Origin of the sequence: Rhizobium sp. L51/94, from assembly GCF_019355555.1 — a bacterium.
Classification (GTDB): domain Bacteria; phylum Pseudomonadota; class Alphaproteobacteria; order Rhizobiales; family Rhizobiaceae; genus Rhizobium; species Rhizobium rhododendri.
In genome coordinates this window covers 1521482-1536070 of the sequence record NZ_CP072141.1, presented here as the reverse complement: position 1 = coordinate 1536070, position 14589 = coordinate 1521482, and the positions used below count along the sequence as shown (strand labels likewise).

10 protein-coding genes are annotated in these 14589 nt (G+C 60.8%); 6 read left to right on the top strand and 4 right to left on the bottom strand.

All coding sequences use genetic code 11. From position 1 onward, the window contains the following. Positions 1-13 precede the first annotated feature (13 nt). From J5274_RS07480 to J5274_RS07465, 4 genes are all read right to left on the bottom strand, one after another. Positions 14-1111 carry a polyamine ABC transporter substrate-binding protein gene (locus J5274_RS07480; RefSeq protein WP_142824048.1) on the bottom strand — a complete coding sequence of 366 codons (1098 nt, stop codon included), beginning with the start codon at positions 1109-1111 and terminating at the stop codon, positions 14-16. A gap of 320 nt (positions 1112-1431) precedes the next feature. Further along, on the bottom strand, positions 1432-3969 hold the full coding sequence (locus J5274_RS07475) for a methyl-accepting chemotaxis protein (protein ID WP_219274899.1): 2538 nt from the start codon (positions 3967-3969) through the stop codon (positions 1432-1434). A gap of 315 nt (positions 3970-4284) precedes the next feature. After that, positions 4285-4428, bottom strand: coding sequence for a hypothetical protein (locus tag J5274_RS07470; protein ID WP_162854766.1), 144 nt, complete (start codon positions 4426-4428; stop codon positions 4285-4287). 150 nt (positions 4429-4578) lie between these two features. Continuing rightward, on the bottom strand, positions 4579-5760 hold the full coding sequence (locus J5274_RS07465) for an NAD(P)/FAD-dependent oxidoreductase (RefSeq protein WP_142824046.1): 1182 nt from the start codon (positions 5758-5760) through the stop codon (positions 4579-4581). A gap of 144 nt (positions 5761-5904) precedes the next feature. Between J5274_RS07465 and J5274_RS07460 the strand changes: the two genes are divergently transcribed. The 6 genes from J5274_RS07460 to J5274_RS07435 all read left to right on the top strand — a co-directional run bounded on the left by J5274_RS07460 (position 5905) and on the right by J5274_RS07435 (position 14548). After that, complete coding sequence (locus J5274_RS07460; protein WP_142824045.1) at positions 5905-7341, top strand: glutamine synthetase family protein; 1437 nt, start codon at positions 5905-5907, stop codon at positions 7339-7341. A gap of 15 nt (positions 7342-7356) precedes the next feature. Beyond that, a complete protein-coding gene (locus tag J5274_RS07455) occupies positions 7357-8655 on the top strand; it encodes an FAD-binding oxidoreductase (RefSeq protein WP_219274898.1) in 1299 nt (432 codons plus the stop codon). Between the two features lie 127 nt (positions 8656-8782). Further along, positions 8783-10258 (top strand): glucose-6-phosphate dehydrogenase, encoded by a 1476-nt coding sequence (zwf, locus tag J5274_RS07450; RefSeq protein WP_142824043.1) that lies wholly within the window; start codon positions 8783-8785, stop codon positions 10256-10258. Between the two features lie 10 nt (positions 10259-10268). Further along, positions 10269-10967 carry a 6-phosphogluconolactonase gene (pgl, locus tag J5274_RS07445; RefSeq protein WP_142824042.1) on the top strand — a complete coding sequence of 233 codons (699 nt, stop codon included), beginning with the start codon at positions 10269-10271 and terminating at the stop codon, positions 10965-10967. 68 nt (positions 10968-11035) lie between these two features. Further along, positions 11036-12853, top strand: coding sequence for a phosphogluconate dehydratase (gene edd / locus J5274_RS07440; protein ID WP_142824041.1), 1818 nt, complete (start codon positions 11036-11038; stop codon positions 12851-12853). Positions 12854-13387: 534 nt separating this feature from the next. After that, positions 13388-14548, top strand: a complete 1161-nt coding sequence (locus J5274_RS07435; protein ID WP_142824040.1) for an acyltransferase — start codon at positions 13388-13390, stop codon at positions 14546-14548. Positions 14549-14589 lie beyond the last annotated feature (41 nt).

Genomic DNA, 14589 nt, shown 5'->3' with positions numbered 1-14589 from the left:
GGTATTCGCTCTGCTACTGACCGGTGACGACCGTGGTCCACAACCGGGTCACGGTTTTCTGTATCTTGTTGTCGTAGGGCGTCGTGGTGAACAGCTTCTTCATCATGTCGTCCGGCGGGTAGATAACTGGATCGCTGAGGATCGCCTTGTCGACGAAAGCCTGCGAGGCCTTGTTGCCGTTGGCGTAGAAGACGAAGTTCGATGCCTTGGCGATGACCTCGGGCTTCATGATGTAGTTGATGAACTCATGCGCCTCGGCCACATGCGGGGCATCCTTGGGGATAGCCATCATGTCGAACCACATCTGGGCACCCTGAGACGGGATCGAGTAGCCGATCTTGACATTGTTCTTGGCTTCTTCCGCCCGGCTGCGAGCCTGGAAGATATCGCCGGAATAGCCGAGCACCAGGCAGATGTCGCCTTGGGCCAGAGCGCTGATGTAGTTGGACGAATCGAATTTGCGAATATAGGGGCGGACGGCCGTCAGAACGTCCTGCGCCTTTTTCAGCTCGGCCGGATCGCGGCTGTCCGGATTGAGGCCAAGATAGGCCAGCACCGAGGGCAGCACATCGGACGGCGAATCCAGCATGTAGATACCGCAATCCTTAAACTTGGCGGCCATTTCCGGCTTCAAGAGCACATCCCAGTTCGGCCGTTCATCGGTGCCGAGGATGGCCTTCATCTTGTCGATGTTGTAGCCGATCCCGGTGGTGCCCCACATATAGTCGACGGCATAGTCGTTGCCCGGATCGTACTTCTGGGCGCGATCGGTGATTTCAGACCACATGTTGGAGAGGTTGGGGATCTTGGACTTGTCGAGTTTCTGGTAGACGCCGGCAGCGATCTGGCGCTGCAGGAAGGTCGCTGTCGGCACCACCACGTCGTATCCGGTGCCGCCGGCCAGAAGCTTGGCCTCCAGCGTCTCGTTCGAATCATAGACGTCGTAGACGACCTTGATGCCGGTTTCCTTGGTGAAGTCGGCTAGAATGGAATCGTCGATATAGTCCGACCAGTTGTAGACATTGACGACACGGTCGGCAGCCTGCGCCGAGGCAACCAGGCCGACCACCGCAAGAGCTGTGGCAGCCAGGCGTGCGATAATGGCTTTCATTTTCTCTCCTGTTCCGTTCACGGGCATCGCGACAACACCCAACCCTCTGTTTTTCTGGTCAGACTAGAAAGGATTTCAGAAGGCCACAAGGGGGAAACCGTCAGTCGAACTGGGCTTTTTCGCAGCGCCAGCACAGCGTGCCGCTTTTCGGCGACGATTGGCAGAACGCGGCAGGCTGCTGGGCGGAGCTGGCAAGATCGCGTTGCTGCGGCCTGCCGCCACCATTGGGATCGAGGGCGAGCCGTGAAGGAGGACCGTCAACGAAAAACGACCGGGAAACATTTCCCGGTCGTTCCGATTGCTGTTGATGGAATCCCTGATCAGGCCGCGCGGTGGTAGCCGCGTTCGTTTTCGGCCTCGATCTTGAACTGCTGGATGAGGTGCATCAGCGAGTCCGCCTCGGTCGCCAGTTCGCGGCTGGCAGCAGAGGTCTCCTCGACCATCGCCGCGTTCTGCTGGGTCATCTGGTCCATCTGGTTGACCGTCGAATTGACTGACTGCAGGGCATTCGACTGGTCGTGGCTGGCACGGGCGATCATCTCGACGTGCTGGCTTATGGTGACGATCTGGCTGCTGATCTGCGACAGGACGGTCCCGGTCTGCTGTACGAACTGCGAACCGGCGGTGACCTCGCGGGTCGACTTGTTGATCAGCGTCTTGATCTCCTGTGCGGCTGCGGCGGAACGCTGAGCCAACTCGCGAACCTCCATGGCGACGACTGCGAAGCCCTTGCCAGCCTCTCCGGCGCGGGCCGCCTCGATGCCTGCATTGAGAGCGAGGAGGTTGGTCTGGAAGGCGATCTCGTCGATGACGCCGATGATCTTGCCGATTTCGGTGGAGGCATCCTCGATGCGCAACATCGCGTCGATGGCATTGTTGACGACAACGGAGCTATCGTCGGCACTGCGCTTGGCCTCGCGCACGATGACATCGGCATCCTTGGCGCGGTCGGCAGACAAGCGCACGGTGACCGTGATCTCCTCGACGGCCGCTGCTGTTTCCTCGAGCGAGGCTGCCTGCTGCTCGGTGCGCTTCGACAGGTCTTCGGCGGAGGCCGCCATCTGGTTGCCGTTGTTCTGGATCAGTTCCACATTGTCGCGAACCTGGCTGAGGGTCTGCTGCAGGCGAAGCATCGAGGCGTTGAAGTCGCGGCGGAGCTGTTCGAGGCGACCGATGAACGGCGTTTCGATAGTGGTGGAGATATCCCCCTGGGCCAGGCGATCCAGACCACCCGCGAGGGCGTTAACCGCGAAGTCGATCTGGCGGTCGAGCTCGCGCTTTTCGGCGTCGTTGCGCTGCCGCTCGTGTTCGGCAGCAGCACGTTCTTCGTCGCTCTGCTCCTCGATGCGGATCTTGGCGATGGCATTTTCCTTGAAGATGCCAAGAGCACGGGCGATGTCGCCGATTTCATCATGCCGCTGTTCGCCCGAGATGGCGGTTTCAAGCCGGCCATCGGCGATGCGGCGCATGGCAGCGGTAATCTGGCCGATCGGCCGCTGCAGCGTCAGCACCAGGGCGATGCCGCCGGCAATCGACAGGATGATGCCGAGGACCGTTGCAAGCACCGAGATGGAGTTTGCCTGCTCGCGTTCGGCGCCGGCGCTCTGCTTCTGCGTCTGGGCAAACGTCGTCAGCTTTCCCCAGATCTGGTCGAGCTGCTGGCGGGCATTGGCATATTCCGCGATACGCTGGTCGATGATGTCGACCAGCTTGCCGCCATCGCTGTCCATGGAGGTCAGAACCGGAACGATCGCCGTGTCGAGGTCTGCGGCAAAGTCCATGCCCTTGGCGCTCTGGTCGAGCGTGTTCATGTCCGTGCCGAGTTTGGCGATTTCCTGGCGGAGACGAACGAGGTTGTCCTTGCTGGTGTTGGCGAGGAATTCGCCGAGCACGAGCTGCAGCGAATAGATCGACGCTTCAAGACGACGGATGTCTTCCAGAACGGAATTGGTCTGGACGATGCGGGTGTCGATCTCGACGAAGGTGGTTGTCGCCTTGCGCATCATCTGGGTCGCGGCAAGCTGCGTGTAGGTCGACATCTGGCGGAAGCGGGAGAGCAGCCGGCCGACATCGGTCACGGTCTGATCCGTGGCGGCAGCGGCGTCGACGCCGTTGACCAAGGTCGTCAGGTCCTTGATCGTGCCCGCGAGCGACGTCACCATGCTCTTCTGGTTCGGCGGAATGGCTAACTCGATCGAGCGCTGCGCCTTGGCGATATCCGGCAAGCGATCCTTGACGATCTTCAGCTTGTCGGCCGGCGTGGCGCCCTTGCCGAAATCATCGGTCACACTTGCCAGGGCATCGCCGCCCTTCAGCAGGCGGTCTGCGGACCGAAGCGTCGCGGTGGCATCGGCCTCGTCGCTGCGCATCGCGTCCTGCAACTGCTGGGCCTGGAAATTGACGTTGAAGCGGGTGCCGATCAGCACGCGCTGCGCATCGTCTATCGACTTGCGGAAATTAAGTTCCTGATCATGCAGGGTCCAGAGGCTGCCGACGACGTTGCCGATATCGGCAGTCCTCGTCGTCGCATCGGCCAGTTCTTCATGCCCCTGTGCGCCCACGCCGACCTGGTCGAGCGTCGCTGCGAGCACTGCCTGCTGCGACTTGACGTCGGCATACAGCTTGTCGCGCGCCTGCTCGTTGGTAATGCGCAGGAAATCGTCCATGGAAGCGTAGAGGTTCTTGAAGCCCGTCAGCGACTGCAGCACGCTGTTGGAAATCTCCATGCGTCCCTGCAACAGTCCTGAGGCGTAGAGACCGGTCAAGCCAACGGCCGAGATGCTGATCACGAATGGCAATACGAAGAGGAGAACTTTCGTCTTGATCTTGAAACGCGACAGAACTTTATCAATCAACATTCGGGCCTTGCCTTCCATACACAACCGCTCCGTCGGCGCGGCGGCGCTGACTGGGTGTATCCCCTGAATTTTTGGATAACATGCGGGGTCCCGCGTGGTGGCGGGAGGCAATCATTGCGTCGTTTCTGCTTGCCGGAGAAACGCCCCTTTGTAAGGCGAATACTGCCGAAAACCCGTTAATATTCGGATAAAGAAGGTTAGTACGCTAAGTTTGAAAGAAACTCTTTTGACAGCGGGAGATGCGTAGGTCAAAGCCGGGCACAGCTGGAGAACGCGGTGTCACAGGGACGACGACGAAGTCTTTAATGAATCCCGTTAGATGGCGCGGGAAACCATGTAGGCGATACAGGCAGCCGTCGCACCGGTCGCGAGCATCGCGAAGCGGACAGCGAACAGCTTGGCACTGTCCTTGGTTTCAGCGATGGCGATTGCGCGAGCGCGACGCGATGTCTTGTTCATGAGCACGTATCCCATTTCGACACTGACACGATAACCGCTGATGCGGCCAGCCTGCAACCACTAATATTGGGCAGACCTTCAACAGCGGTAAAGTACATCATGCAGCACGGCTGTTAACAAGTCTTGAATGTGCTTCGCAGCTAATTAAGCTTACGCCGCTTCGCCAGCCACGTGGCCCGAAGCCCAGGCCCACTGGAAATTGTAGCCGCCGAGCCAGCCGGTAACATCGACGCATTCGCCGATGAAGAACAGTCCCGGCACATCCTTTGCCTGCATGGTGCGCGAATCGAGCGCCTTGGTATCGACGCCGCCGAGTGTCACCTCTGCCGTGCGGTATCCTTCCGAGCCGGCGGGCTTGATCTTCCAATCCTGGACTGCCGCGGCCAGTCGCTGCAACTGCTTGTCGGGCTGGTCGGCGAGATTGCCGGTGAAACCCTCCGCTTCGGCAACGTACTGCGCCAGGCGTTTCGGCAGGAATTCGGCGAGTGCGGTCTGCGCCGCGATGCGGCCGTTTGCCTGTCGCGCGGCCTTCAGCTTTGCGAGAACGTCGATCTCGGGCTCGATAACGAGTGTGATCTCCTCGCCCTCGCGCCAGTAGGAAGAGGCCTGGAGGACAGCCGGGCCACTGAGGCCGCGGTGCGTGAACAGCAGCGCCTCGCGAAAGCCGGTCTTGCCGCAGCGGATCTCGGCAGGCGCTGCGATACCGGAAAGAGGTGCCAGGCGCTCCAGAAGCGACGGATCGAGCGTCAGCGGCACCAGACCGGGGCGTGTCTCGATCAGCGGCAGCCCGAATTGCTCGGCGATCCTGTAGGCAAAGCCTGTCGCTCCCATTTTGGGGATAGACTTGCCGCCGGTGGCAATGACCAGCGACGCTGCTTCTATCGTGTCTTCGTCGGTCGAGATGACAAAGCCACCGCCCGAAGGTGCGACATCCGATACGGTCGTCTTCAGCTTCAGCATGACACCCGCGTCGCGCATCTCCTCCATCAGCATCCGGACGATATCCTTGGCGCTGTCGTCGCAAAACAGCTGGCCGAGCGTCTTTTCATGCCAGGCGATGCGATGGCGATCGACCATGGCGACAAAATCCTGCGGCGTGAAACGCGCCAGGGCGGACTTGGCGAAATGCGGATTGGCGGAGAGGAAGTTCTTCGGCGTCGTGTGGATATTGGTGAAATTACAACGCCCGCCCCCGGAGATTCGGATTTTCTCGCCGGGTGCAGCGGCATGGTCGAGCACAATCACCGAGCGTCCACGCTGGCCGGCGCGGATGGCGCACATCATGCCGGCAGCGCCTGCGCCGATAATGACGACATCACATTTGCGATCCACGCTAAATTCCTTCTCGCATGCCACCTTGAGGCTTTGGAGCCGGCCTCCGACTTGTCATTTGCGGAAAACACGGCAGGTTGTCACTCGCCAATTAGCAAACTGCCGTTATGATGTCGCCCTAGATCAATGCGAACCCGGTGTTTCATGCCATCCAAAAAGAGCCTGCTTAAACCCGCCAAGCCCGTATCCAAATCGAAGAGCGTTCCGCCGAGCTTGCGGTCGGCTCGTGGAGTGTCCGACTGGAAGGAAGCGGTCCAATGGCTGAGGGTGCGCGGCATCGAGGATATCGAATGCATCACCCCTGACCTTGCCGGCGTGCCGCGCGGCAAGATGATGCCGGCATCGAAGTTCACGTCGAATACCTCGCTGGCCCTGCCCTCGGCCATCTACCGCCACACGATCTCGGGCGAATATCCGGAGGAGACCGAGAGCTTTCGCTATGAGCCGCGCGATAGCGACCTCAAGCTCGTACCTGACCTTTCGACGCTGTCAGTGGTTCCGTGGGAAAGCGACCCGACGGCCCAGGTGATCTGCGACATCGTCGACTCCGACGGCCAGCAGGTGTCCTATACGCCGCGTAACCTTTTGAAGCGGGTGATGGCGCTCTACCAGGCGCGTGGCTGGAAAGCGGTGGTGGCGCCCGAAATCGAGTTCTACCTCGTGGCCAAGAACGACGACCCCGACTATCCGCTGCATCCACCAAAGGGCCGTTCCGGACGGACGATCCTCGCCGGCCAGGGATATTCGATCGCCGGCATCAACGAATTCGACGAGTTAATCGACGATATCTACCACTTCTCCGAAAAGCAGGGCCTCGAGATCGACACGCTGATCCACGAGGAAGGTCCGGCGCAGCTGGAAATCAACCTTCGTCATGGCGACCCGATCGAACTCGCCGACCAGGTCTTCATGTTCAAGCGGACGATCCGCGAAGCGGCGCTGAAGCACAATATCTACGCCACCTTCATGGCCAAGCCGATGCAGGCGCAGCCGGGCTCGGCGATGCATATCCACCAGTCGATCGTCAACATCGAGACCGGCCGCAACGTCTTCTCCAACGAAGACGGCTCGCCATCGCAGGCGTTCTTCCACTTCATCGGCGGCATGCAGAAATACGTGCCGAGCGCGCTGTCGATGCTGGCGCCCTACGTCAATTCCTATCGCCGGCTGATGCCGAACATGTCCTGCCCGGTGAACAACGCCTGGGGCTACGATAACCGCACCACCGCCTTCCGAGTTCCTGTCTCGGACCCGCAGGCCCGTCGCGTCGAGAACCGGCTTCCAAGTTCCGATGCCAATCCCTATCTGGCGCTGGCGGCATCGCTCGCCTCCGGCCTGCTCGGGATCACCCGCGAGATCGAACCGACGGCACCGACCGAGGATTCGGCCAACGAGGGATCGATCGACCTTCCGCGTGGCCTGCTGGAGGCCATTGCCCTTCTGGAAGACGAACCGGCATTCGAGGAAGTGTTCGGCCGCGAGTTCATCGGGCTCTACGCGGGCGTCAAGCGCGGCGAATTCGAGACCTTCATGCAGGTGATCAGCCCGTGGGAGCGTGAGTTCCTGCTGCTCAACGTTTAAGACGAGACACTGCTGATGGCATTATCCGATACGTGGCAAAGCCCCATCGCCCCCGGCCTTTCCTGGTACCAGGCGACATCCGGCGAAAGGCCGACCTATCCTGCTCTGGACGGTTCGCGCACGGCCGACGTCGCCATCGTCGGCGGCGGTTATACCGGGCTGCAGGCCGCCTATAATCTTGCCAAGGCAGGCGTCGACGTCGTGCTGATCGAGGCAGAGCGGTTTGGCGATGGCGCTTCGGGGCGTAACGGCGGCCAGCTTGGCACGGGCCAGCGCTGGTGGCCGGAAGAGCTGGAGGAGACGCTCGGCTACGAGCGCTCCAAGGCGCTGTTCGATCTTGCCGAGCGCGCCAAGCACAGCCTTCTCGATTTCGCCAAGGAAAACGGCATAGACATCGACTACATGCCGGGCCAGATGAATGTTGCCCACAAGAAGGGATATCGGCAGGCCTATATCGAGAATGCCGAGATCGCCGCCACGCGCTACGATTATCCGCACATGAAGTTCATGGACCAGGCGGAAACGCAGGAGAGGCTCGGATCGACACGCTATTTCTGTGGCGTACGCGATACAGGCACCGGCCATATCCACCCGTTGAAGCTGCTGATCGGGCTCGCCCGCGTGGCGCAGGCCGCAGGTGCCTCGATCTTCGAGATGACCAAGGCCACCGCCATTCGCCAATCCGGCGGCAAGACGATGATCGATACGCCGTCTGGAACTATAACCGCCAGCCGCGTGCTCATCGCCTGCAACGGCTATATCGGCAACCTGGAACCGGTGACCTCTGGCCACGTCATGCCGCTGCGTTCGTTTATCGGGACCACCGTGCCGCTCGACAAGTTTCCCGGTATCATCCCCGGCGGGGAAGCCGTGGCCGATTCGCGCTTCGTCGTGCGCTATTTCCGCAAGTCGAAGGATGGCCGGTTGCTGTTCGGCGGCCGCGAGGCCTATACGGCCGACAATCCGCGCGACATAAAACAGCATATCGTCCGGCAGATCTCGGAGATCTATCCAGCACTCAAGGACATCGAGATCAGCCATGCGTGGGGCGGATCGGTCGGCATCACGATGACGCGGCAACCTTTCGTTCGCGAGGTCATGCCCGGCGTCACCTCGATCGGCGGCTATTCAGGCCATGGCGTGATGCTGGCAAATTACTGCGGCAAGCTCTATGCCGACATGGTGCTCGGCGGCTCGACCGACCTCGATCTTTTCCGGTCGCTCGACATCCCTGCCTTCCCCGGCGGCGGTCGCTTCCGGGCGCCGCTTCTGTTCCTCGCACTGACGTGGTTTGCGCTGCGCGACAGGTTTTGACCTTTTGACGTTGCGCCGATCACAATTCGTTTTACAAGCAGAGTAGAGATTCCTTGCAACGCACACTGGCCTTTTTAAATCGATTAGATTAAAAAGGCGCCACCCCAGTCTGATTGAGAGATACCTCATGAGCAGCCAAATCATCCCCGTCGATCCCTTTGACTATGTCGTATTCGGTGGCAGTGGCGATCTTGCCGAGCGCAAGCTTTTGCCCGCCCTGTATCATCGGCAGATCGAAGGCCAGTTCACCGAGCCGACCCGCATCATCGGCGCATCCCGCAGCGCACTTTCCGATGAGGAATACCGAAACTTTGCGAAGGCCGCTCTCAAGGAGCATTTGAAGAAGGGCGAGTACAAAGAGGAAGAAGTCGCAAAATTCCTCGCACGCCTTTTCTACATTCCGGTCGATGCCAAGTCCGATGCCGGCTGGGACAAGCTGAAGAAGCTGCTCGACGACGGCAAGGATCGCGTCCGCGCCTTCTACCTGGCCGTTGCGCCGGGCATTTTCGGCGACATCTCGGAAAAGATTCGCGATCACAAGCTGATCACCAAATCGACGCGCATCGTCGTCGAAAAGCCGATCGGCCGCGACCTGGCCTCGGCACTCGAACTGAACGACACGATCGGCAAGGTGTTCAAGGAAGAACAGATCTTCCGCATCGATCACTATCTCGGCAAGGAAACCGTCCAGAACCTGATGGCGCTGCGGTTTGCTAACGCGCTCTATGAGCCGCTGTGGAACGCCAACCACATCGACCACGTGCAGATCACGGTAGCCGAATCGGTCGGCCTCGAAGGTCGTGCCGGCTACTACGATACGGCCGGCGCGCTCCGCGACATGGTGCAGAACCACATCATGCAGCTCGTCTGCCTGGTGGCGATGGAAATTCCGTCGTCGATGGACCAGGAAGCGGTGCGCGACGAAAAACTCAAGGTGCTGCGCGCCCTGAAGCCGATCGACGCCTCCAATGTCGAGCACGCGACCGTGCGCGGACAGTACCGCGCCGGCGCTTCGGCTGGTGGCCCGGTCAAGGGCTACCTTGACGAGCTGGAAGGCGGCGTTTCCAACACCGAGACCTTTGTCGCCATCAAAGCCGAGATCGGCAACTGGCGCTGGGCCGGCGTTCCCTTCTACATCCGCACCGGCAAGCGTCTTGCCGGCCGCATGTCGGAAATCATCATCACCTTCAAATCTTTGCCGCACGTTATCTTCGACGCCGCTGCCGGCCGCGTTCAGCAGAACCAGCTGATCATCCGCCTGCAGCCTGACGAAGGCGTCAAGCAGTCGCTGATGATCAAGGATCCGGGCCCGGGCGGCATGCGCCTGCGCAACGTTTCGCTCGACATGAGCTTTGCCAACGCTTTCCATGTCCGCAGCGCCGATGCCTACGAGCGGCTGCTGATGGACGTCATTCGCAACAACCAGACGCTGTTCATGCGCCGCGACGAAGTCGAAGCCGCATGGAAGTGGGTCGATCCTATCCTCAAGGGATGGGAAACCACAGGACAGCAGGTTCAGGGCTACACATCCGGCACCTGGGGACCAAGCCAATCGATCGCGCTGATCGAGCGCGATGGACGCACCTGGCACGACGAAATCTGAGGCAACTGCGATGACAGCAAACATGCATGCTTTTGAAAGCGGCCCGGCGCTCGCCACCGGTCTGGCGAACAAGGTTGCCGAAACTCTTTCGGCTGCCGTTGCCGCACGGGGCACGGCCAGCATTGCGGTCTCCGGCGGCTCTACGCCGAAGGCCTTTTTCGAAGCGCTGTCATTGCGCGCCATCGACTGGAGCAAGGTGACGATTACGCTGGTCGACGAGCGCTTCGTGCCCGCCGACAATCCACGCTCGAACCATCTGCTGGTCAAGCAGCACCTTCTGAAGAACAATGCGGCGGCAGCCAAATTCCTGCCGCTGTACCAGCCGGCGGCGGATGCCGAAAAATCCGCCGTCATCGCGACGGCCGAGACCAGGGGCATCGACGATCCGTTCGATATTGCCATCCTCGGCATGGGCGGCGATGGCCATACGGCATCGTTCTTTCCCGGCGGCAGCAATCTTGCCAAGGCGCTTGATCCGCAGACACCACGCGGCATCATCACCATGGAAGCCGAAGGCGCTGGCGAACCACGGCTGACCTTCACTTTTGCCAGCCTTCAGGATGCTCGCCTCCTCGTGCTGCATATCGAGGGGCAGAGCAAGAAAGACGTTCTCGCCAAGGCAGAAGCTGCCGGCGAAGAGACCGAGATGCCGATCCGCGCCATCCTGCGCCGGGCCGCCTCGCCGGTCGAAATCTATTGGGCTCCCTGACCGGAGCCCGAAGGCCGCGTCCGCGCCGCCACAAAAACACGGCAACCGATTGAAGACAGGGGTTCCTCATGTCCGCTGACGCACGCATATCCGCGATCACCGCCCGCATCGTCGAACGCTCAAAAGCGTCGCGCGAACGCTATCTCGGTCGTCTGAGAGAGGTAGGCAGCAAAGGCGCTCAGCGCAGCACGCTCGGCTGCGCCAACCTTGCCCATGGTTTCGCCGTCTGTTCCCCCTCCGAGAAGGATGCCCTGGCCGCAGACCAGGTTGCCAATCTCGGGATCATCACCTCCTATAACGACATGTTATCGGCCCATCAGCCCTTCGAGCGCTACCCAGACATCATCCGGGCCGCAGCCACTGAGGCCGGCGGCATTGCGCAGGTCGCAGGCGGCGTTCCCGCCATGTGCGATGGCGTGACGCAGGGACAACCGGGCATGGAACTGTCGCTTTTTTCGCGGGACCTGATCGCCATGTCGGCGGCCGTCGGCCTGTCGCACAACATGTTCGACGCGGCGCTCTATCTCGGCGTCTGCGACAAGATCGTGCCGGGTCTGTTCATTGCCGCCATGAGCTTCGGCCATCTGCCGGCGATCTTCGTTCCCGCCGGGCCTATGACATCAGGTCTTGCGAACGACGAGAAATCACGTGTCCGCCAGCTGTTCGCCGAAGGCAAGGTCGGCAGGGCGGAACTGCTGGAAGCAGAGTCCAAATCCTATCATGGGCCAGGTACCTGCACCTTCTACGGCACGGCCAACTCGAACCAGATGCTGATGGAGATCATGGGCCTGCACATGCCCGGCGCCTCCTTCGTCAATCCCGGCACGCCCCTGCGCGAGGCGCTCACCCGCGAAGCGACGAAGCGGGCGCTGGCGATCACCGCGCTCGGCAACGAATATACACCTGCCGGCGAGATGATCGACGAGCGCTCGATCGTCAACGGCGTCGTCGGCCTGCACGCGACCGGCGGCTCGACCAACCACACCATGCATCTGGTCGCAATGGCACGCGCGGCCGGCATCATGCTGACCTGGCAGGATATATCCGAGCTCTCCGACGCGGTGCCGTTGCTCGCCCGCGTCTATCCGAACGGCCAGGCCGACGTGAACCATTTTCACGCCGCCGGCGGCATGGGATTCCTCATCAAGCAGCTCCTGAAGCACGGCCTCGTCCATGACGACGTCAGGACCGTGTTCGGCCATGGGCTGGAGGCTTACACCGTCGACGCCCTGCTTGGCGAAAACGGCACGGTCACCCGCCAGCCGTCGGCCGAGAAGAGCGCCGATCCCAAGGTGCTTGCCAGCATCGAAATGCCGTTCCAGGGCAATGGCGGGCTGAAGATGCTGCGCGGCAATCTCGGCAAAGCGGTCATCAAGATTTCCGCCGTCAAGCTGGAGCGCCACGTCATCGAAGCGCCGGCAGTCATCTTTCACGACCAGAAGGAGCTGCAGGAAGCCTTCAAGGAAGGCAAGCTCAACCGCGACTTCGTCGCCGTGGTGCGCTTCCAGGGGCCGAAGGCCAACGGCATGCCCGAACTTCACAAGCTGACGCCGGCACTCGGCGTGCTGCAGGATCGCGGCTTCCGGGTGGCACTCCTGACCGACGGGCGCATGTCCGGCGCGTCCGGCAAGATCCCGGCGGCGATCCATGTGACGCCAGAGGCCGTAGACGGCGGCCCGATCGCGCGCATCCAGGAAGGCGACATGATCCGCATCGACGCTATCGCCGGTACGCTCGAACTGATGGTCGATGCCGCTGACCTTGCGGAACGCACACCAGTCATGATCGACTTGTCGGACAACGAATACGGCATGGGCCGCGAATTGTTCGCCCCCTTCCGCCGCGCCGCCGGCCCGGCCGACCAGGGCGCCGGCGTCTTCGCCTGAGGCAAGGCGCGGCTACCCAGCTTCGGCTGGCCGGCCGCGGCTTCGAATTTTGGTGTGACCGCCTGAAGCTTGCGGCGGCACACCCGATCCTTTCGACATAAACTGCCGGACCAGATCACGTTATCCTCGGCCTCCAGCCTTTGGGACGTGCATGCTCAACCGCGTTTTGCCTGCGTTTTCAACAGGCGAGGCCATAGCGGCCTCACAACCATCGCGAACTCTCTCCTGGCAGAGATTCGATGCCTTTCGACGACCGCGATGCGTGAGAAAACCCATGAGGGAACCAAGATAAATTTCACCCTATCGGTTTGAAACGACAGGCCATATTTTACCAGTATCCTGACGGTCAAGGGGCACCTGTGCCATAAGCATACAACCCCACCACTCTGCATCTAGCCCTCACTCAAAAATATATCGCTGCATAAACAGCAAGATAACCGCATTATGTCAGCAATTTCTGGTAGCATGCCTTTCCTTCAGCGTGTAGAGGTGACGCGAAACCCAGTTTGGCTCTAGCGGAAAAGCGAAAAACCAATGGTCTCAAAGACAACTTTACCGGATACCGCCGAGACGGCTCCACCGACCACAATCTCACCGATGATGTCGAGCCGGATCAAGATTGCCCGGGTCTGCTGCATCCTGGCGGTGATCTACATGCATATCCCGCCCTATTTGATCGACCCTCCGACCACCGCGTTTTCAAGCTCCGGTATCATCTGGATGATACGCGAGATCATCGGCCGATCGAGCGTACCCCTGCTCAGCATCGTTTCCGGCTATCTGCTGGTCATCCTCGCCGGCTCTAAATCCTGGAGCGATCAGGTGGGCCGGAAAATCCTGACCGTCGTCGTGCCCCTCGCCCTGTGGAGCGCGGTGATCATTGCCAAGGATGCGGTGCTGGACGGGCCGGCTACCCTTCCCGATGTCAGCGCCATCCCCCAGCATCTCTTCGGCATTTCGGGCTACCCTCGCAACGGGCCGCTCTATTTCCTGCGCGACGTCTTCGTCTCAGTTCTCTGGACGCCTGTTCTGCTCTATGCGCTTGAAAGAAAGCCGTGGCTATTGTTCGCACTGCTGATTGCCAACAGTATCTTCAATCTCGACGGCGTAATATTCACCAACAGCGCGATCGTCCTGTTCTTTGCGATCGGCCTCGCCTTTGCCAAGGGAATGGCGTCGCCTGATATCATAGATCGTCACAGCCGCATTCTCGCACCCCTGTCGTTCGTGATCCTGCTGGCGATCGGCTGCCTGCCATTCTATGCGAATTACGACTGGATCGGCGACCACGAGCACGACTGGGCGCTTCGCGTGCTGCAACTCGTTGACCGGTTCGCCGGCGCCATCCTCTTCTGGTGGGCTACGAAGGCACTGCTGCGCTTCCCCCGGCTGGTTGCCTTCACGGTCGCATTCGAGCCGGTGATATTCTTTGCCTTTTGCGGTCATACCCTGATCGCCGGTGCCATCTGGATGTGCTTCGAGACCCTCGGATTTCGCATCGGCGGTGCAGCGCACCTGCTGTTCTTCGCGACGGCACCGTTCGTCGGGTTGGCTGCCTCAGTCTGCGCCACCTTCGTGCTGAGCCTCGTCGCACCCGGCTTCCTGGCCCTGCTTCTCGGCGGCAGAAGCCCTTCCCGCCCGCAATTCTGGAATATGCTGACGCTCGGTCGACAGGCCCTGGCACACTTGAACTGATGGCGACATCGCCGACGCGGACAGCGAATTCGGCATGAGCC